At 73.6% G+C, this 20394-nt stretch carries 15 protein-coding genes; 4 read left to right on the plus strand and 11 right to left on the minus strand.

Annotation, left to right across the window (positions count from 1 at the left end; translation table 11 throughout):
- Positions 1–37: 37 nt before the first annotated feature.
- Entirely contained in the window at positions 38–2683 is a 2646-nt protein-coding gene (locus IE237_RS01890) for a flippase-like domain-containing protein (protein ID WP_189800014.1), read from the plus strand.
- Between the two features lie 83 nt (positions 2684–2766).
- A complete protein-coding gene (locus tag IE237_RS01895; RefSeq protein ID WP_189800015.1) occupies positions 2767–4341 on the plus strand; it encodes an alpha/beta hydrolase in 1575 nt (524 codons plus the stop codon).
- A 61-nt stretch (positions 4342–4402) separates the two neighbouring features.
- Here IE237_RS01895 and moeZ read toward each other — a convergent pair whose 3' ends face one another.
- The 11 genes from moeZ to IE237_RS01950 form a co-directional block, all read right to left on the minus strand.
- A complete protein-coding gene (gene moeZ / locus IE237_RS01900) occupies positions 4403–5581 on the minus strand; it encodes an adenylyltransferase/sulfurtransferase MoeZ (protein WP_189800016.1) in 1179 nt (392 codons plus the stop codon).
- Positions 5582–5644: 63 nt separating this feature from the next.
- Positions 5645–6391 carry a spherulation-specific family 4 protein gene (locus IE237_RS01905; protein WP_189800017.1) on the minus strand — a complete coding sequence of 249 codons (747 nt, stop codon included), beginning with the start codon at positions 6389–6391 and terminating at the stop codon, positions 5645–5647.
- Positions 6379–7350: an NAD-dependent epimerase/dehydratase family protein gene (locus tag IE237_RS01910; RefSeq protein ID WP_189800018.1), complete on the minus strand. Its 972-nt coding sequence runs from the start codon at positions 7348–7350 to the stop codon at positions 6379–6381. Before IE237_RS01910 ends, IE237_RS01905 begins: the two co-directional genes overlap by 13 nt.
- Positions 7351–7531: 181 nt before the next feature.
- Positions 7532–9004 (minus strand): hypothetical protein, encoded by a 1473-nt coding sequence (locus tag IE237_RS01915; protein WP_229842184.1) that lies wholly within the window; start codon positions 9002–9004, stop codon positions 7532–7534.
- A 13-nt stretch (positions 9005–9017) separates the two neighbouring features.
- Positions 9018–10655, minus strand: a complete 1638-nt coding sequence (locus IE237_RS01920) for a glycosyltransferase (RefSeq protein ID WP_189800019.1) — start codon at positions 10653–10655, stop codon at positions 9018–9020.
- Positions 10656–10845: 190 nt separating this feature from the next.
- On the minus strand, positions 10846–12483 hold the full coding sequence (locus tag IE237_RS01925) for an ABC transporter ATP-binding protein (RefSeq protein ID WP_229842186.1): 1638 nt from the start codon (positions 12481–12483) through the stop codon (positions 10846–10848).
- Positions 12480–13469, minus strand: coding sequence for an ABC transporter permease (locus tag IE237_RS01930; protein WP_189800020.1), 990 nt, complete (start codon positions 13467–13469; stop codon positions 12480–12482). Before IE237_RS01930 ends, IE237_RS01925 begins: the two co-directional genes overlap by 4 nt.
- Entirely contained in the window at positions 13466–14479 is a 1014-nt protein-coding gene (locus IE237_RS01935; RefSeq protein WP_189800021.1) for an ABC transporter permease, read from the minus strand. Before IE237_RS01935 ends, IE237_RS01930 begins: the two co-directional genes overlap by 4 nt.
- Positions 14476–16221 (minus strand): ABC transporter substrate-binding protein, encoded by a 1746-nt coding sequence (locus tag IE237_RS01940; protein ID WP_189800022.1) that lies wholly within the window; start codon positions 16219–16221, stop codon positions 14476–14478. Before IE237_RS01940 ends, IE237_RS01935 begins: the two co-directional genes overlap by 4 nt.
- 349 nt (positions 16222–16570) lie before the next feature.
- Positions 16571–18148 (minus strand): DUF3152 domain-containing protein, encoded by a 1578-nt coding sequence (locus IE237_RS01945; RefSeq protein ID WP_229842187.1) that lies wholly within the window; start codon positions 18146–18148, stop codon positions 16571–16573.
- An 8-nt stretch (positions 18149–18156) separates the two neighbouring features.
- Complete coding sequence (locus IE237_RS01950) at positions 18157–19122, minus strand: alpha/beta hydrolase (protein WP_189800023.1); 966 nt, start codon at positions 19120–19122, stop codon at positions 18157–18159.
- A 140-nt stretch (positions 19123–19262) separates the two neighbouring features.
- Here IE237_RS01950 and IE237_RS01955 point away from each other — a divergent pair, with 140 nt between their 5' ends.
- Both IE237_RS01955 and IE237_RS01960 read left to right on the plus strand, forming a co-directional pair.
- The gene (locus IE237_RS01955) at positions 19263–19478 is read left to right on the plus strand and encodes an Rv3202a family protein (protein WP_189800024.1); all 216 of its coding nucleotides are present in this window, start codon (positions 19263–19265) and stop codon (positions 19476–19478) included.
- Positions 19479–19642: 164 nt separating this feature from the next.
- Positions 19643–20302 (plus strand): TetR/AcrR family transcriptional regulator, encoded by a 660-nt coding sequence (locus IE237_RS01960; RefSeq protein ID WP_041131117.1) that lies wholly within the window; start codon positions 19643–19645, stop codon positions 20300–20302.
- Positions 20303–20394 lie beyond the last annotated feature (92 nt).

A 20394-nucleotide genomic window follows, 5' to 3' on the forward strand; every position in this document is an offset into this window, starting at 1 on the left:
CGAACAAGATCGACAAGACGCACAGGCAGAGACGGACATGGTGATGGGGCAGGACACGAAGCCTCCCGAGGGGGCTGAGCCCGACGTGCCCGAGCGGGTCTCCGGCGACGAACCGCTGCTCGCCGCCCGCGTCCACCGGCCCTCCGACCTCATGCGGCTGCTCGTCGGCCTGCTCGCCATCGGACTCGTCATCGCCATCGCCGCGTTCGCCCACGCCACGACCTCGGGCCTGGAGGAGGACATCAACAAGGGCGCGGTCGGCGCCCCCGACGTCTTCGTCAAGATCGCCGGTCTCGTCTCCTCCATCGCCGTCCTCCTCGTGCCCGTCGCCTTCGCCATCGAACGGCTGATCAAACGCGACGGGCTGCGGATCGCGGACGGCGTCCTCGCCGCCGTCCTGGCGCACGGCGTCACCCTCGCCACCGACCTCTGGGTCGCCCAGGCCGCGCCCGGCACGATCCAGGACGCGCTGACCCAGCCGCAGTCCGGGGGCGGTCTCACGGACCCGGTGCACAACTACCTCGCCCCGGTGATCGCGTACATGACCGCCGTCGGCATGGCCCGCAGGCCCCGCTGGCGGGTGTCGCTCTGGGTGGTGCTGCTGCTCGACGCCTTCACGATGCTGGTGGCCGGCTACACCACCGCCCTCTCGATCATCCTGACCGTGCTCATCGGCTGGACGGTCGCGTACGGCACGCTCTACGCCGTCGGCTCGCCGAACGTCCGGCCCACCGGGCAGACCCTCCTCGCCGGCCTGCGGCGGGTCGGCTTCCGGCCGGTGACCGCGCTGCGCGCCGAGGGCGTGCCCGACGCGGCGGACAGCGGGGACCGGGGCCGCCGGTACATCGTGACCCTGGAAGAGGGGCCGCCGCTCGACGTCACCGTAGTCGACCGGGAACAGCAGGCGCACGGCTTCTTCTACCGCGCCTGGCGGCGGATCACCCTGCGGACCATCACCACCCGCCGCTCGATCGTCTCGCTGCGCCAGGCCCTGGAGCAGGAGGCGCTCCTCGCGTACGCCGCGATCGCCGCCGGGGCGAACGCGCCGAAGCTGATCGCCACCTCCGAGCTCGGCCCGGACGCCGTGATGCTCGTGTACGAGCACATCGGCGGCCGGAGCCTGGACTCGCTCGACGACGCCGAGATCACCGACGACCTGGTCCGCAGCGCCTGGCGGCAGGTCCGGGCGCTGCAGTCGCGCCGGATCGCGCACCGCCGGCTCTCGGGGGACGCGATCCTGGTGGATCGTTCCGGCAGGGTGATCCTCACGGATCTCCGGGGCGGCGAGATCGCGGCCGGCGACCTGATCCTGCGGATGGACATCGCCCAGCTGCTCACCACCCTCGGTCTGCGGGTCGGGGCGGAGCGGGCGGTCGCCGCGGCCGTCGAGGTGCTCGGCCCGGACACCGTCGCCGACTGTCTGCCGCTGCTCCAGCCGATCGCGCTGAGCCGCTCCACGCGCGCGACGCTGCGGAAGCTGGCGCGGGAGCGGTCGGCCCGGGAACGTGAGGCCGTGCTCGCGGCCTCGGAGGCGGCCAAGCACGAGCGGGAGCTCGCCAAGGCCGAGGCCGCGGCGGACAGGAAGGCCGTGCGGGCGGAGACGAAGGCCGAGAAGAAGGCGGACAAGAAGGCCGAGAAGCGGGCCCTGGACACCGCCCTCGACGAGGCCCGCGAGGAGGACCTGCTCGCGCAGATCCGGCAGCAGGTGCTGCTCATCCGCCCGCAGGCCCCGGTGGAGCCGGTCCGCCTGGAGCGGATCAAGCCGCGGACCCTGGTCAGCATGATCGCGGGCGCGGTCGCCGCGTACTTCCTGCTGTCGCAGATCGCCCGTACGCCGCTGTCGACGATCAGCGAGGCGGACTGGCGCTGGGTGGCGGCCGCGGTGCTGTTCTCGGCGATCAGCTACGTGGCGGCGGCGATGAGCCTGCTGGGCTTCGTGCCCGAGCGGGTCGGGTTCTGGCGGACGGTGGTGGCGCAGGTCGCCGGCTCGTTCGTGAAGATCGTCGCTCCGGCGGCGGTCGGCGGCGTCGCCCTGAACACCCGCTTCCTCCAGCGCTCGGGCGTACGCCCGGGGCTCGCGGTCGCGAGCGTCGGCGCCTCGCAGCTCTTCGGGCTCGGGGCGCACATCCTGCTCCTGCTCTCCTTCGGCTATCTGACGGGCACGGAGAAGTCGCAGTCCTTCACCCCGTCGAGGACGGTCATCGCCGGGCTCCTGACGGTCGCGGTGCTCGTCCTCGTGGTGACGGCGATCCCGTTCATGCGCAAGTTCGTGTCGACGCGGCTGCGCTCGCTCTTCGCCGGTGTGGTGCCGCGCATGCTGGACGTGCTCCAGCGGCCCGTGAAGCTGGCGACGGGCATCGGCGGGATGCTGCTCCTGACCATCGTGTTCGTCCTCTGTCTGGACGCCTCGATCCGGGCGTTCAGCCACGGGAACCAGACGATCAGCTACGCGACCGTGGCCGTCGTCTTCCTCGCGGGCAACGCGCTCGGTTCGGCGGCCCCCACCCCTGGCGGTGTCGGCGCGGTCGAGGGCGCGCTCACCTTCGGCCTGGTCACCGTCGGCGGCCTGCCGATCGAGGTCGCGACCCCGGCGGTGCTCCTGTACCGCCTCCTCACGCTGTGGATCCCGGTGCTGCCGGGGTGGATCTGCTTCAACTGGCTGACCAAGCGGGAAGCCCTGTAGCCGGTCCGGAAGGCCGCCGCCCCCGCCACCCGCTTGGACCCCCGTCCCGCGCGGCGGCGGGGGCGGCGGCCCACGATGGGCCTATGCCGATCTCCGCCGCCCAGCGCGCCGCTCTGCTCACCGCCGCCACCGTGCTGCTCGCCGCCGGATGCTCGGACGGCGGGGACGACGCGGCGGACCCGGGGACGCCGACCGGCTCGGCCGGCCTCTCGGCGCTCACCTCGCAGAAGCTGTCCTGGGCGCCCTGCCCGGCGCCGTCCGCCGCCGAGGGCGGCGGTCCCCCGCCCTCCCCGCTGCCCGGGGGCGCCACCTGGGAGTGCTCCTTCCTCCAGGCGCCGCTCGACTGGGCGGACCCGGAGGGCGAGACCATCGAGCTGGCCCTCATCCGGGCGAGGGCCCGCGACGCCTCGAAGCGGATCGGCTCGCTCGTCTTCAACTTCGGCGGGCCCGGCGGCTCCGGCGTCACCGCCCTGCCCGGTTTCGCGGCCGACTACGAGTCCCTGCGCTCCCGCTACGACCTGGTCTCCTTCGACCCGCGCGGGGTCGGCCGCAGCGACCCCGTCGAGTGCGCCACCGACAAGGAGCTCGACGCCTACTACGCCCTGGACTTCACGCCCGACGACACCGCCGAGGAGCGGACGCTGTCGGACGCGCAGAAGCGGTACGCCAAGGGCTGCGAGCGGGACGCGGGCGCGGTCCTGCCGCACGTCGGCACCGAGAACGCCGCCCGGGACATGGACCTGATGCGCCAGGTCCTCGGCGACGAGAAGCTGCACTACTTCGGCATCTCGTACGGCACCGAACTCGGTGGCGTCTACGCCCACATGTTCCCGAAGAACGTGGGCCGGGCCGTGTTCGACGCGGTCGTCGACCCGGAGGCCGGCGTCGAGGACGGCGCCCTCGGCCAGGCGAAGGGCTTCCAGCTCGCACTCGACAACTTCGCCCAGGACTGCGTGGACCGCGGCGACGAGTGCTCCCTGCCCGGCAGCAGCGTCGCCGAGATCGAGGAGGGGATCACGGACCTCCTCACGGCCCTCGACAAGAAACCGATCCCCGGCATCGGCGACCGCGAGCTGACCCAGACGCAGGCCACCAACGGCATCGCGCAGGCCCTGTACTCGAAGGAGTTCTGGCCGTATCTGGAGCAGGGGCTCGACGCGGCCGACGGCGGTGACGGGGCACTGCTCCTCTCGCTGTCCGACTCGATGAACGGGCGCGGCGAGAACGGCTCCTACAGCAACATCCAGGCCGCGAACGCCGCCATCAACTGCGTGGACTTCAAGGAGCGCTACACCCTCGGGCAGGCGAAGGAGCGGCTCGGCCAGTTCCGCGAGGCCTCCCCCGTCTTCGGCGACTTCATGGGCTGGTCGCTGGCGAGCTGCTCGCAGTGGCCGGTGCCCGGGGTCTGGGAGCACCCGGACGTCTCCGCGCCCGGATCGGCGCCGATCCTCGTCGTGGGGAACACCGGCGACCCGGCCACGCCGTACGAGGGCGCCCGGTCGATGGTGGAGGCGCTCGGCAAGGGCGTCGGCGTGGAGGTGACGTACGAGGGCGAGGGCCACGGCGCCTACAACAGCGGCAGCGCGTGCGTGAAGAAGACGGTGGACGAGTACCTGCTCGCGGGCAAGGTCCCGGCCTCGGGCACGGTCTGCAAGTAGCGCGCCCAGGACGGCCGGAAGGCCCCGGACCTGAGGTCCGGGGCCTTCCGCGCGGTGCGTCCTAGTAGACCGGCTTCTCGGGCTCGATCTGGTGGACCCAGCCGATCACGCCGCCGCCGACGTGGACCGCGTCCGCGAAGCCCGCGGACTTGAGCACCGCGAGGACTTCCGCACTGCGGACACCCGTCTTGCAGTGCAGGACGATCCGCTTGTCCTGCGGGAGGTCCTGGAGGGCGCTGCCCATGAGGAACTCGTTCTTCGGGATCAGACGCGCGCCCGGGATCGAGACGATCTCGTACTCGTTCGGCTCGCGGACGTCGATGATGTCGATGTTCTCGCCCTCGTCGATCCACTCCTTGAGCTGCTTGGGAGTGATCGTCGAGCCGAGCGCCGCCTCCTGGGCCTCCTCGGACACGACGCCGCAGAAGGCCTCGTAGTCGATGAGCTCGGTGACGGTCGGGTTCTCGCCGCAGACCGCGCAGTCGGGGTCCTTGCGGACCTTGACCTGCCGGTACTGCATCTCCAGGGCGTCGTAGATCATCAGACGGCCGACCAGCGGGTCGCCCACGCCGGCCAGGACCTTGATGGCCTCGGTGACCTGGATGGAGCCGATGGACGCGCACAGCACGCCCAGGACGCCGCCCTCGGCGCAGGACGGGACCATGCCCGGCGGCGGGGGCTCCGGGTAGAGGCAGCGGTAGCAGGGACCGTACTCGGACCAGAACACGGACGCCTGGCCGTCGAAGCGGTAGATCGAGCCCCAGACGTACGGCTTGTTCAGCAGCACGCAGGCGTCGTTCACCAGGTAGCGGGTGGCGAAGTTGTCGGTGCCGTCGACGATCAGGTCGTACTGGCTGAAGATGTCCATCACGTTGTCGGCCTCGAGCCGCTCCTCGTGAAGGATCACGTTCACGTACGGGTTGATGCCGAGCACGCTGTCGCGCGCCGACGCGGCCTTGGAGCGGCCGATGTCGGCCTGGCTGTGGATGATCTGGCGCTGGAGGTTCGACTCGTCGACCTCGTCGAACTCCACGATGCCGAGCGTTCCGACGCCGGCGGCGGCCAGGTACATCAGCGCCGGGGAGCCGAGGCCACCGGCGCCGACACACAGCACCTTGGCGTTCTTCAGCCGCTTCTGCCCGTCCATCCCGACGTCCGGGATGATCAGGTGGCGGGAGTACCTGCGGACCTCGTCTACGGTGAGCTCGGCAGCCGGCTCGACCAGGGGTGGCAGCGACACGGGGACTCCGGTGGTCGGGATGTCAGTACGGTTGTTCTCCCCGTAACACTGCCACGCCCCTTCTCATTCCGAGACACCCGGTCCGATCCGCGAGACGATTTCGTCCCAGTAGCCGGGCAGGGTGTGGAATTGGTCGCTTTGTCCCGGCCGGCCGGGACGGTCCGTGAAGAAGATCGTCCCCGCGCCCTGCCAGCGGGCGATCCGCAGGGCCTCGTCGAGGTGGGTGCGCGGGACGCCGTGGACGAGGTGGACGAACTTCGCCTCGGTGTACTCGGCGGTCCACTCCGCCACCTGCGACCAGCGGTAGTCCACCCAGGAACCGGCGAAGGTCACCAGCTGGTCGGCCGCCTCGGCGTACCCCGGGTGGGGGTGGGTGCCGTGGCCGAGCACGAGGTGGGCCTCGCCGCCGAGGACGGTCTCCAGGGTGGCGGTGAGCCGCCGCGTCCCCGCCAGGTCGGCCCGGTCGGCCGGGGCGCGGTCCAGGTAGAAGCCGCCGACCTTGTACCAGTCGAGGAAGCGGTGGGCGTCGGAGACGAGCTCCCCGAAGGGCCGGGAGCCGTACGCCAGGTCCAGGTGCCCGAGGACCCTGACCCCGGCGTTCCGCAGCTTCCCGGCCGCCTCCAGGCAGTGCGGGTCGGGGCGGCTCCCGGGACCGTCCGCCACATTGAGGACCGCCCAGTGCAGCGGGGTCCCGGGGCGGGTCAGTTCGGCCCACTCGACGGGGGCGAGCAGCGGATGGGCGTAGCCGGGGACGCCGAAGCCGAGCGCCTGGACGGCGCCGGTGGCCGTGGTCGTCGTCAGATGCGACACGCCGCCTCCATCCAGATGTCGGCGAGGGACTCCTCCAGGTTGATCCGGGGCCGCCAGCCGAGCCGGTCGCGGGCGGTGCGGACGTCGGCCTGCTGCCAGGGTCCGCAGCCGTCGGGGTACGGGTACGGGGCGGAGGCCAGCTGGTCGGCGATGGTCCCCTCGGTACGGGGGGCGCCGATCATCGGGCGCTGCGGGATGCCGTGCGGGGCGTCCAGCTCGTGCAGGTTGCCGGAGTAGCCGGCGACCCGGGCGAGGACGGCGGCGGCGTCCCGGAGCCGGACGGCGCGGCCGGTGCCGATGTTGACGACGCCCTGGGCGGCGGAGAGGGAGGCCGCGTGGACGGCCCGCGCCACGTCCCGTACGTCGACGAAGTCCCGCTGCACGCCGAGGCCGCTGAGCTTGAGCTCGCCGTCCCCGGCCTGCATCGCGCGGCGCATCGCCTCGGCGAGGCGGCCGAGCGGGGAGCCGGCGGGCGTGCCGGGCCCGACCGGGGAGAAGACGCGCAGGACGACGGCGTCGAGCCCGGAACCGAGGACGAGTTCGGTCGCGGCCAGCTTGGACACGCCGTACGGGCCGCCGGGGCGCGGGATCGCGTCCTCGGCCGTGGAGGAGCCTGGCTGGCTGGGCCCGTACTCCGAGGCGCAGCCGACCTGGACGAGCCGGGCCCCGCAGCCGCTGCGGCGCAGGGCCTCGCAGACGGTGGCGACGGCCACGGTGTTGTGCCGGGTCAGCTCGCGGGCGCCGCCGCGGGTGGCTCCGGCGCAGTTGACGACGACCCCGGGGTGGACGGCGTCCAGGAAGCGCGTGAGCGCGCCGGGGCTGCCGGAGGCGAGGTCGAAGCGGACGTCGGCGTCGTCGCCCCGGCCGAGCGCGGTGAGGTGGACGGCCGGGTCGGCGAGCAGCCGGTCGGCGACGAAGCGGCCGATGAAGCCGTTGGCTCCGAGCAGTAGCACCCTCATCGTGCGGCCCCTACGTGCCGACCGGCCGGTGCTGGGGGTTGGGTGGTCATGGTCTTCGGTCTCCTTGCGGGGTGATGAGAGAGGTGACGGGGCGCGCCCGCGGCGTCGGCTCCGCGGGTGCGGAAGGGTCTCGGCGGTGGAGGCCCGGCGGGATGGTGGTCGCCGGGCCTTCCGGGGCTCTTCATGGGGTGGCGTGGGCGGAGGCCCTCGTGAGGGCGCCGGTCGCGTGGGCCAGCAGGCCGAGCGCGGCGGCGCCGCAGACGAGGGTGGGTACGGCCCCGGGGCCCCAGGCGTCGACGAGGGCGCGCACGGGGGCGGCGAGGGCGTCGAAGCCGGGTACGGGGACGCGGGCGGCGAGGACGCTCGCGACGGCGAGGGCCTCGGCGGCACAGGCTGCGGCGAGGGCGGCGGAGGCCGTCTCGGGGAAGCCGTGGACGGTGAGGAGGCGGGCGAGCAGCAGCAGCGTGCCGAGGGCGAGGGCCCCGGAGCTGAACCCGGTGAGGGCGAGCAGGCCGGTGAGGGCGAGGAGTTGGAGGGTCACGGTGCCGAGGAGCAGCGGCCGGGTGGCGGCGGCGAAGTCGGCGAGGCCCCGGCTGTCGGCGATCCGGCGGCGGGCCCGGCTCGCGAAGAGGTGGGCGCACCAGGCGGCGGGGGCGACGGCGAGGGCGAGGCCCAGGAGGGGCGCGGGGGCGAGCGGCCAGGGCCCGTCGGGGCCTCCGCCGAGGACCTCCTCCAGGAGTCCGTCGCCGCCGACCGCGTACGCCAGGAGCCAGAGGGTCCAGAGCCGGGCGGCGGGGACGGTCCCTCCGTCGGGGGCGCGGAAGGGGCCCCGGCGGACGGCGAGCAGCAGTGCCGCGCCGAGGGCGAGCGCCCCTGCGGCGGCGACGGCGAGCCGCACCGGTCCGTGGCCGAGGGCGAGCCCGAGGCCGGTCAGACCGGCGGCCCCGCCGGGGGCGAGGGCGGCGAGCGCCCAGGGCGCGCGGGCCCGCTCGGGCTCCGGGGCGGGCGCGGGCCTCTCCTGGCCGCGCGGCACGCGCGCGTACAGCTCCTCGGCGAGCGAGAACACGTCCCGGTGGCGGAAGCGTGCGGCGGTCCGGTCGGTGAAGCCCTGCGCTTCGAGGCCGGCGGCGATCTCCAGCGGGTCGACGGCGTGCTCGCAGAGCTCCCGGTGCCGGTGCATGAGCACCTTCACGGGGTCGGCGTTCCCGCGACGGGGCCGCGGGGCGGCGGGGCCGGGCGCCGACTCCGCTCTCCACGCGGCACCCGGCACCGGAGCGTGGCCTCGGTCGGGACCGGGCTCAGGGGCGGCGGTTTCCGGCACACCACCCGCACCGTGCCCGGCCGGGCCCGGTCGGGCGGGGGCCTCGGCTTCCGCCGGTCCGGCCGGGGCGTCCGGCAGAGACCCGGTCTCGTCGGCGCCCGGTCGGGCGGGGGCCTCCGCTTCCGCCAGGGCCTCCGCTTCCGCCAGGGTCTCCGGGCGTGGGGGCGGCTCGGGGGTCGGGGCTATCCCGGAGGGTGCGGCGTCGACGGGGTCCTCGGGGGCGGGGGCGCGCAGGTCGAGGGAGCCGGCGGCGGTCAGGGCGGGGGTGCCGAGGAGGGCTTCGGAGCGGGCGTCCCAGGCTCCGGGGCTCGTCGGGGCGGCGGAGCCGCGCATGGGGGTGCCTCCTTCAGGCATCGGGGGCTCCTGTCCCCGCGGTCACGGCCTTGTGCGCCCAGCTGCCCGGCACATGGGCCTCGGCCGGGTGGGCGAAGGGGACGCCGTCCCCGGGGCGGTGGCGCACCGGCGCGTGGGAGAGGAGTTCGAGGTAGATGCCGCGGAACGCGGCGAGGTTCTGTTCGACCGTGAAGAGTTCGAGCGCGCGGGCGCGGGCGGCGGCGCCGAGCCGGTGGCGGCGCTCGGGGTCGCGGAGCAGCGCGAGGCAGGCGTCGGCGAGCGCCCGGGGGTTGCGCGGGGGGACGACGAGGCCGGTGCCGCCGATGATCTCGACGACGGCGCCGACGTCGGTGGAGACGGTGGCCCGGGCGCAGAACATCGCCTCGACGAGGCTGGCGGGGAAGCCCTCGACGACGCTGGACAGGACCACGAGCGCGCCGGAGGCGTAGGCGTCCTCCAGGGTGGGCGCCTCCGGTCCGCCGAGCTCCTCGAAGGTGACGGGGTTCTCGCCGACGGCGTGCGCCCCGGGGGCCTCGTCGGGGAAGAGCTGGGCCGCGACCCCCTTGCAGTAGGTGAGGTACGCGCCGGCGGCCGGTTCGGGTGCGGGGACGGCGACGATCCTCAGCCGGGCGTCGGGCTGCCGGGCCCGGATCTCGGCGAAGGCGTGGAGGAGGCCGATGAGGTCCTTGGCGGGTTCGACGCGGCCGACCCAGACGAGGGTGGCCGGGTCGCCGCTCTCCTCGTCCTCGCCGACCTCGGCGAAGCGGTCGGCGGCCATGCCGGGGTGGACGGTGCGGATGCGGGCCCGGTCGGCGCCGCACTTCTCCTGCCAGCGGCGGGCGTGGGCGTTGCCGGGGGTGAGGAGGGCGGCCTGCCGGTAGATCTCGCCGGCGAGCCGGCCGTGGAGGGCGGCGAGCAGGGTGCGCAGGGGGCCCGAGCGGTCGGCGCCCGCGGCGGAGAGGTAGTGGGCGCGGAGCGGTACGCCGTACTCGGTGACGAGCAGCGGGGTTCCGAAGAAGCGTTTGGCCAGCAGTCCGGGGAGGGCGGTGGTGCCTCCGGCGGCGGCGTGGCAGAGGTCGGCCGCGCCGAGCGTCTCCTCCTCGTACCAGTCGAGGGAGAGGGGGCGGAGGGCGCGCTCCAGCTGCTCGGCGAAGGCGAGGTGGTCGGGGAGTCCGGCGGCGGCCGCGCCCCGGCGTGCGCCGGGCGCGCGGCAGGCGGCCTCCAGGGCGCGGACGGCGTCGTCGGAGCGGAGTGCGGCGGGGAGTCCGCCGCGCCCACGGGCGAGTTCGGCGAGGGCGTAGAGCCCCTCGGCGAAGGAGGTCGCGTCGTCCTCGGCGCAGAGTCCGGTGGCGAGCCGGTGGTAGGCCTCGGTGAAGCGGCGGCGCTCGTGGCGTCCGTAGGCCCGGCGGGAGGCGCGGGGCTCGCGGAGGCCGGCGCGCTCGGCCTGGTGCGCCGGGGCGGCGTCGGGGCCGAGGTCGGCGGCGCGGGCGATACGGGCGTGGGGCGGCAGGGCCGGCGGGGTGCCGGTCCGGCCGAGGGCGTAGAGGTCGAACTGGTGCTGTCCGAGCCCGCGTACGAGCCGTTCGCACCAGCGTCCGGACTCACCGGTGGCGTACGGGTAGCCACCCTCCGTGAGCAGTCCGATCCGCACGCGTGCACCCCCGATCTCCCTTGACGGCGGCCACCGTCGGCCCGGTGACTCGCAGCGGGAAGAACGTAAGCGGAGACACCGGTGGTGCGACGGACGGTTGTCCGTCGCACCACCGGAAGGGGTGAATGCACGTAACTTTCCCACCCCGGTCGCGTTCTGTCGCGGTACGCGGCGGAACGGTCACGGAGGGTCAGGCGGCGGCCAGCTCCTGGCGCCGTCCCCTGCGCTCCGCCGCGAGGACCGGATCGAGCGAGGGCACGGCGGCGAGCAGCTGCCGGGTGTACGGGTCCTGGGGCGCGCCGTACACCTCGGCGACCGTGCCCTGCTCGACGATCCGGCCGCCGCGCATGACGGCGACCCGGTCGCTGACCTGCCGGACGACGGCGAGGTCGTGGGCGATGAAGACGAGCCCGAGGCCGAGTTCGGCCTGGAGCTCGGCGAGCAGCGCGGTCACCTGGGCCTGGGTGGTGACGTCGAGCGCGGAGACGGGCTCGTCGCAGACGATCAGCCGGGGTTCGGCGGCGAGCGCGCGGGCGATGCCGACGCGCTGGCGCTGGCCGCCGCTGAACTCGTGCGGGTAGGCCTCGTACCGGTCGGGGTCGAGCCCGACCCGGTCGAGCAGTTCCCGCACCCGGCCGCGGATCCGGGTCTCGTCCCGCTCCCCCGCCACGCGCAGGGGGTCGGCGATCGACTCGCCGACGGAGCGGCGCGGGTTGAGGGAGGCGACCGGGTCCTGGAAGACCATCTGGAGCTCGCGGCGGTAGGGGCGCAGCTCGCGCTCCGGCAGGGAGCCGATGCGCGTACCCCGGTAGCGGAGTTCGCCGCCGGTCGGGTCGAGGAGCCGGACGAGCATCCGGCCGAGGGTCGTCTTGCCGCTGCCGGACTCACCGACCACGCCGAGGGTCTCGCCGGCGCGGACGGCGAGCGAGACCCCGTCGACGGCGGTCACGGCGACCTTGCCCCGGCCGAACTCCCGTCGCAGGCCGGCGGCTTCGAGCAGCGTCTCCCCCTTCTCGGTGGGGGTCCGGACGGGCCCGTCGAGCCGGGGCACGGCGGAGAGCAGCGCCCGGGTGTACGGCGCCGAGGGCGCGCCGAGCACCCCGGCGACGGGCCCCCGCTCGACCTCGCGCCCGTCGCGCATGACGAGCACCTCGTCGACGCTCTCGGCGGCGACGCCCACGTCGTGGGTGACGAGGAGCAGCGCGGTGCCGGTCTCGCGCCGCAACTCGTGGAGCAGGTCGAGGATCTGGGCCTGGACGGTGACGTCGAGCGCGGTGGTGGGTTCGTCGGCGACGAGGAGCTTCGGCTCGCAGGCGAGGGCCATCGCGAGGAGGGCGCGCTGCCGCATGCCGCCGCTGAACTCGTGCGGGCGGGAGCGGGAGCGGCGGGCCGCGTCGGGGATGCCGACGCGGTCGAGGACCTCGACGGCGCGGGCCCGGGCGGCCTTTCTGGATACCGGATGATGGATCCGATAGACCTCCGCGATCTGGTCGCCGACGGCGTAGTACGGATCCAGGGCGGACAGCGGGTCCTGGAAGACCATGGCGGCGACCCCGCCGCGCAGCCGCCGCAGCTCGGCGGGACCGGCGGCGGCGACGTCGATGCCGCCCACCCGCACGGAGCCGCCGACCCGGGCGCCCGTGCCCCGGTGGAGGCCGAGGAGGGCGCCGGCGACGGTGGACTTGCCGCTGCCGGACTCGCCGACGAGGGCGAGCGCGCGGCCCTCGCCGAGGGTGAAGGAGAGCCCGTCGACGGCCCGTACGGCCCCGGCCTCCCGCTCGAACTCGACGGTCAGGTCGCTGACTTCCACCAGCGGGGACTCGGTCACGTCAGGACCACCCTTCGGTCGGCGGCCGCGTACAGCAGGTCCGCGAGGACGTTGGCGAGGACGACGGCCGTGCCCATCACCATGACCACGCCCACCACCACGGGCAGGTCGATCGTGCGGACCCCGTCGAGCAGGGTCTTGCCGAGGCCGGGGATGCCGAAGAGGGACTCGGTGAGCACGGCCCCGCCGAACATCGAGCCGAGGTCGACGGCGCTGACCGCGATGACCGGCGGCACGGCGCCGCGCAGCGCGTGGCGGGCGACGACGGACCGCTCCCCCACCCCGTACGCCCGGAAGGTACGGATGTGGTCCTCGGCGAGCGTCTCCAGGGTGGAACTCCTGGTGAGCCGCGCGTATTTGGCGGATTCGAAGAAGCCGAGGGTGAGCCAGGGAAGCAGCATGTTCCAGGCCCACTGCTCGGGGTCCTCGCCGAGCGGTACGTACGAGGGGAAGGGCAGCCACTGGAGATAGGCGCAGACGGCCATGAGGAGCAGCAGACCGAGGATGAACACGGGCGTGCCGGTCCCGGCGAGGGTCAGCACGGTCAGGGCGCGCTCGGTGACGCCGCCCCGGCGGAGCGCCGAGAGGAGCCCGGTGCCGACGCCGACGAGGAGCCAGATGACCATGGCGCCGAGGGCGAGGGAGGCGGTGGCGGGGAGCCGCTCCAGGACGAGCTGGGTGACCTGCTGGTCGTTCTGGTACGAGAGGCCGAGGCAGGGCGCGTCGCAGTGCGTGACGGACGTGCCGGTGGAGTGGTCGCGGCCGGTGAACACCCCCTGGAGGAAGTGCAGGTACTGCACGAACGCACTGTCGTTCAGGCCGAGTTGCTCGCGCACCTGGGCGATCTGCTGGGGGTTGCACCGCTCGCCGCAGGCGAGCCGGGCGGGGTCGCCGGGCGCCAGGTAGAAGAGGGCGTACACGAGGACCGAGAGCGCCAGCAGGACGAGCACGGCGCCCGCGAGCCGCTTGAGGACGAAGCGGGTCATCGGGAGGCCTCCTTGAGGGAGCCCGCGCGGGAGGCCCGGCGGGACTCCTTGCGGGTGCCCACGCGCAGCCGGCTCGCCTCGCGGGGGTCGAGCGCCGTGCGGACGGCGTCGCCGAGGACGGTGAAGGCGAGCACGGTGACGAAGAGCAGTCCGGCGGGCAGCAGGACGTACGCGGGGTCGGCCCGGAACCAGGTCTGGGCGGTCGACAGCATCTGCCCCCAGGACGGGGTGGGCGGGGTGACGCCCACCCCGAGGAAGGAGAGGGAGGCCTCGACGACGATGTTGGTCGGGAAGGAGATCGCCGCGTAGGTGATGACGGGAGCGGCGAGCGAGGGCAGCAGCTCCCGGCGAGCCGTCCGCCACCGGCCGGAGCCGGCGAGGCGGGAGGCGGCGACGAAGTCGAGGCTCCTGAGGGTGAGCGTCTGGGCGCGCACGATCCGGGACGTGTAGGCCCAGCCGAGCAGGCCGATGACGAGGATCAGCAGCAGCGGCCGGGGGAAGTCGCGCGGGACGACGGCGGTCAGCGCCAGGGCGAGGACCAGCATCGGGAGGGCGACGAGGACGTCGGTGAGGCGGCTGAGGAGCCCGTCGAGCCACCGGCCGCCGAGGCCGGCGGCGAGTCCGACGAGGACGCCGATGAGGATCTGGACGGCGGTGGCGCCGACGGCGACGAGGAGCGAGATCCGGGCGCCGTAGAGGAGGCGGACGAACAGGTCGCGGCCGGTGCCCGGTTCGACGCCGAGCCAGTGGTCGGCGCTCGCCCCGCCGAAGGCGCCGTACGGGACGCCGCCGCGGGCCGAGTCGACGAGGTCGTCGTGGTACGTGTGCGGGTCCTGGCCCTCCAGTGCGGCCAGCAGCGGCGCGGCGAGGGCGAGGAGGACGAGCAGGAGGAGGACGGCGGCGGAGACGAGGGCGGCCGGGCGGGTGCGCAGCCGTCGCCACACCTGCCGGGCGGCGCCCGTGGCGGGGAGGCCCGCCACGGGCGCCGGAGCGTCGGTCAGGCTGGTCACTTGACCGCGACCAGCGAGACGTCGAGGACGCCGGTCCAGTCGCCGATGACGACGTTCTTGACGTCCTTGCCGACGAGCCGCTTGTAGACCGGGTGGAAGAGCGGGACGTCGAGGGCCTGCTCGCCGATCTTCTTGTCGAGGGCGCCCCAGCGGGCGGCGGCCGCCTTGAGGTCGGTCAGCTTGTTGATCTCGTCGATCTCCTTGTTGACCGCCGGGTCGTTCAGCTGCGCGTGGTTGTAGTTGGAGCCGTCGGTGACGATCTGGCGGCCGTCGAAGATCGGCGCGAGGAACGGGCCGCCGGCCGGCCAGTCGGCGCCCCAGCGGGAGAGGAAGAAGCCGGGGGCGTCCTTGACGCTCCAGCGCTTCTCGTTGAAGGAGTTGGGCTCCTGGCCGTCGAGCTTGACGGTGATGCCGGCCTTGCCGAGGGCCTCCTGGACGGCAGTGGCGATCTCGGGGCTGGTGGTGCGGTTCTGGGCGGTGGAGTGCAGCAGGGTGACGGTCAGGCCGTTCGGGTAGCCGGCCTCCTTGAGCAGCGCCTTGGCCTTCGCCGGGTCGCCCGTCTTCCCGGCGGGGAAGTGGTCGTACGCCGTGAAGCCGAAGGCCTTCTGCTCGGGCAGGAATGTGGTGGCGGGCTCGGCCAGGGCGGAGCCGCCCGCCGCGTTGACGACGCTGGTGCGGTTGACGGCGTACGAGATGGCCTGGCGGACCTTCGGGTTGTCGAAGGGCTTCACCTTCGGGTTGAAGGCGATGTAGTTGGTGAAGCCGAACCGGCCGGTGCCGACGCGGGCGGCGAGCGCCTTGTCCGAGCCGACCTGGGCGAGTTCGGCGGGGCCGAGGTTGGTGTCGGTGGTGACGGCGGCGGCGTCGGCACCGGAGGAGGTGGCGAGGCGCTGGTTGATGACGGCCTCGTCGAGGCCGGACTTCACGTCGATCCTGTCCGGGTAGGCCTTGCGCTCCTCGTCGGTCTTCGGGTCCCAGTGCTCGTTGCGCTCCAGGACGAGGTGCTCGCCGTCGTTCTCGTTCTCGACGACCTTGTACGGGCCGGAGGAGACCGGGTGCTCCTCGTACTTGGCGCCGGTGTCCTTGGCCTTCGGGACGGGGGCGAACTGGGTCTGGGTGGCGACGAAGGGGAACTCGCCCTCGGGCTTCCTCAGCTTGAAGACGATCGTCCGGGCGTCGGGGGTGACGATGGACGCGAGGCCCTTCCCCTTCTTTCCATCAGACGCAGCCTTGTACGGGCCCTGGTAGGTGTCGCCGCCGACGAGCCAGTCACGCAGGTAGGGGGCGCCGCCGGAGAGCTCGGCCGCGAAGGAGCGCTCGATGCCGTACTTGATGTCGGCGCTGGTGATGGGCGTGCCGTCCTCGAACTTCAGGCCCTCCTTCAGCGTGTACGTCCACTCGGTGGCGTCCTTGTTGGGGCGGCCGGTGTCGGTGGCGAGGTCGGGGACGACCTGGGTGCCGGCCGCGCCCGCCTCGCGGTTGCGGGTGGTGAGCGTGCGGAAGACGAGGGAGGGGACGTTGCCGCCGCCGGAGGTGTAGAGACGGGCCGGGTCGAAGTCGCTCTGGGCCTCGTTGTTGAGGACCGTGAGCGTGCCGCCCTTCTGCGGGGCACCCGCGGCCTTGCCGGAGGTTCCGCCCTTGGCGCCGGCGTCCTCGGGACCGCAGGCGGCGGCGCCCGAGGCCAGGACGACACTGACGGCGGCCGCTGCCACGCGGCGCGAGATGACGGACGAATGACGCATCGGAAGGAGACCTCTCGGGGTGAACTGCGGGAAAGGGAAAGGAGATTTCCGCAGGCACGGAGAAAGGGCCCGAAAGGGGGGGACGGCGCCTGCGGGAATGAAGAACCCGGGCGCGGCGAGAAAAAGGAAGGCCGACGAGCGCTCGGGCTGCGTCAGCTACAGAGAATGTCGGCGACCGTGTGTCCGGTCACGCCGAAGAGCGCCAGCTCAAGGGCGGCGCTATCGGAAACGGCGTGACGGTGCGACATGCCGAGAAATATGGACGAACGCGTGAGCGATGTCAACGCGCATCCCCGCGATCCCGAGACACCCGTCTCGGGATGCGGACAGCGCCCATTCGGACGGGTCGTCAACTCTTGGGATACACCCAGGGGTTGGGGCGGCACTTGATCCCGTCGACGTTCAGGGACTTCGTCTGCTGCTGCATCACGGGAGCGAGCGCACCCGCCGTCTGACAGCTCACGTGCCCGTGTCCGAGCCGGTGTCCGACCTCGTGATTGATGAGCATCTGGCGATAGGCGTACATCGCCTTCGGACCGAAGGTCGACGATCCCTGCGCCCAGCGGAAGGCGTTGATCATCACGCGCTGAGTGGAGGCCGAGTCGCAGGAGACGTTGTCGACGGTGGTGTCGAGTCCGGACTTCGCGCACCACGCGCCGGTGGTCCCCGGACTCGCGAGCGTGATCACGAACTTCGGATCGCCGCTGGAAATGCGCTCGAAGGTCATCTCGCCCTGGCCGGCCCAGCTGCGCTTGTCGTTGAGCGTCTTCTGCACGGCGTCCGCGAAGAGCTTCGGATCGAGTCCGAGCCCCTTCTCGACGTCGATCCGGTAGCGGATCAGCTCCCCCTTGCCGGGCGCCTTCGCCAGGCCCGGCACGGCCTCGAACTCCCCGGAGCCCTTCAGCTTCGGGTCGATCGGGAACTGGCGGGTCATCAGCTGCTCGTACGTCGGCGGAGTGACGGCCGGCGCCGGCTTCGACGGGACGGTCCGGTCGTCGGAGCGGGAGGCCGAGGTGTCGTCCGTGGGCCGCTCGGCGGGTTTCTCGGCGGCCCGGGCGACGGGCGGGGCCTCGTCCCGGTCGGCGACCTGCCCGGCGACCACGACGGCGAGGACGGTGGCGACGGCGGCGGCCGCGACTCCGGTGAGGGTGCGGCCGAGACCGCCCCCGCCGGCCGGGGCCTCCGTCTCCGGGTCGCCCACCGCGCTCTCGCGGCGGGGCCCGGGGATGAACGGCGCCTGGGGATCGGCCTGTTCGGTCGCGGCGGTCCGGCGGGCGCCGTGCCGGGGACCGGAGGACCCGGGGCGCGGGGCGGAGGTCTCCTCGTGCTGCGGGTGCCCGCCCCGCACGGACGCCCCGTGGACGGGGACACCGTGCGCGGGGGTGCCGGGCGTGCCGTGCGCGGGGGTGTCGGAGGCCCCGCCGGCGTACGCGGGGGTGCCGTGCGCGGGGGTCCCGTGCCGCGGCGTGCCGTACGCGGGGGCGCCCTGGACCGGGGCGACGGGCGTGGAGGCCCCGAACCGGCCGGCGCCCCGCGCCGGAGCCCCGTACGGGGGTGCGCCCTGCGCCGGGGCGCCGTACCGCGGAGAACCCTGCGCGGGGGTGCCGTACATCGGCGTCCCGTGCGCGGGAGTGCCGTACTGGGGAGTCCCGTGCGCGGGAGTGCCGTACTGCGGGGTGCCGTGCGCCGGAGTCCCGTACTGCGGAGTCCCGTGCGCCGGCGTCCCGTACACGGGGGTGCCGTGCGCGGGGGTGCCGTACCCCTGCGGCCCGGCGGCCTCCTGGCCGTCGCCGCCCGTCGACCTGCGGCGGCGTCCCGTCCCGGGTGGTGGTCCCGCCGGAACCGCCCCCTGCCCCGTCCCCGCCCCGGCCTGTTGCCCGGTGTCGGCCACCGGGGGCGCGGAGCCCTTGCGACTATGCCGTCCCACGCCCCGGATCAGCTCCCGCCGTCATCGGCGATCAGTTCCCGGACGGCCTGGGCGACCGTCTCGGGGTACTCCATCATCGCCACGTGCCCCGCCTCGGGGAGGGTCAGCAGGCGCGAGCCGCGGAAGGCGGCGGCCGCCCTCCGGGCCATCCGGTACGAGACGAGCCGGTCGCGCAGACCGTAGACGAGCAGCGTCGGGGCGAGGACCCGCTCGGCCTGCCGCCACAGCCCGTGCTGCCCGCCGAGGGTGTACGCGTCGACGATGCCGCGCGAGGAGAGCGCCATGGCGTCCCAGAAGTAAGGGAGCTCCAGGCGGCGCTCCATCTCCTCGACGGCGTGCCGGAAGCCCTCCTCGGTGACCTGGCCGGGGTCCCCGTAACAGAGCGAGAGGACGCCCTTGACCCGCTGCTCGGCCGTCCAGTCCTTGGTGAGCTTCGCGAAGAACGAGGCGACGCCGGGCACCGCGAGCAGCGCGGTGGGCCAGGCGGTGCGCTGGACGCGGAGCTCGGGCAGCGCCGGGGAGACGAGGGTCAGGGTGCGGACCAGGTCGGGCCGGACGGCGGCGACCCGGGTGGCGACGGCGCCGCCCATCGAGTTGCCGACGAGGTGGACCGGTCCGCGTCCGGCGGCGTCCAGGAAGCGGATGACGGCGCGCGCGTGCCCGGTGACGGAGTAGTTGCCGTCGTCCGGCGGCGGGGAGTCGCCGAAGCCGGGCAGGTCGACCGCCTCGCCGTCGACGAGGTCCGCGAGCAGCGGCATGAGGGCGGACCAGTTCTGCGAGGAGCCGCCGAGACCGTGGACGTACAGCGCGGGTGGCAGACCGGGCAGGTTCCCCGGCCGGGCGCGCACGGTGAGGGTGAGTCCGGGCAGTGCGACGGAGCGGAGCTCCTCGCCGTCGGCGACCCGGACGGCGCGGGTCCGCGACGTGGTCGGTGCGGCGGCGGTCCGGGTTTCCGGCAGCTCGGTCGAGGACATGGCCGCAATATTACGAGACGATCACGCGCGGACGTGTGTGGGTGCGGTCACAGGTGCGTGTGCGGCGGGGCGCGTTCGCTCCTAGGCTCGAAGAGAGGGCCATCGGGAGCACCGCGACCCGCACCCCCGGAAGGAACCGCATGACTGTCGATCCGAGCGAGCCGGACACATTCCCCGAGGAAGAGGTCGACGTGCTGGACCAGGAAATCCCGGAGGCCGACGCAGCCGAGCAGCACACCGAAGTGCAGCAACGCGAGGACGAACAGCCCACCCATCTCGAGCGCGACTCGGCGAACGAGGCCGACGCGTCCGAACAGGCGCGTGTCGTCGCCCTCGACGAGGACGACTACCGCTGAGCACACGACTCCCGCTGATTTGTTCGGTTTAATCTTGAATCGACTGTCGACCCGGGCGTCCGGTCCGTGAAATTCTGCGTTCGCACCGCACACAGCCGGGTTACCCAAAAGTACGATGGCGGCGCGGCGCGACAGCGCGCATGGATCGATTTTTGGGAGGCCGCGTGAGCGCCATCGAGCAGACAGAGGCAGCACGCCCTCGGGGCACGCGCCTGCCGCGACGTGCCCGACGGAACCAGCTGCTCGGCGCGGCCCAGGAGGTCTTCGTCGCCCAGGGGTACCACTCCGCCGCCATGGACGACATCGCCGAGCGGGCCGGTGTCAGCAAGCCGGTGCTGTACCAGCACTTCCCCGGGAAGCTGGAGCTGTATCTCGCCCTGCTCGACCAGCACTGCGAGTCCCTCCTTCTCGCCGTCCGTACGGCCCTGGCCTCCACCACGGACAACAAGCTCCGGGTCGCGGCGACCATGGACGCCTACTTCGCGTACGTCGAGGACGAGGGCGGCGCCTTCCGCCTCGTCTTCGAGTCCGATCTGACGAACGAGCCTGCCGTGCGCGAGCGCGTGGACCGGGTCAGCCTGCAGTGCGCCGAGGCCATCTCCGACGTGATCGCCGAGGACACCGGCCTGTCGAAGGACGAGTCGATGCTGCTCGCCGTCGGTCTCGGCGGCGTCTCCCAGGTCGTCGCCCGCTACTGGCTGTCGAGCGGTTCCGGCATCCCCCGCGACAAGGCGGTCGGGCTGCTCACCTCGCTCGCCTGGCGCGGCATCGCGGGCTTCCCGCTGCACCCGGTGGACGGCCAGCTCAGCGCCGAGGGCCACTGAGGCACCCGCGCGCCTCGGAGCCTGTTCGCTCCTGGCGTGCGGCGGCTGACCCGTGCGGGTCCCCTCACCGGGCTAATGTGTGCAGCGTACGG

This window comes from Streptomyces tanashiensis (genome assembly GCF_014648895.1).
Taxonomy (GTDB): domain Bacteria; phylum Actinomycetota; class Actinomycetes; order Streptomycetales; family Streptomycetaceae; genus Streptomyces; species Streptomyces tanashiensis.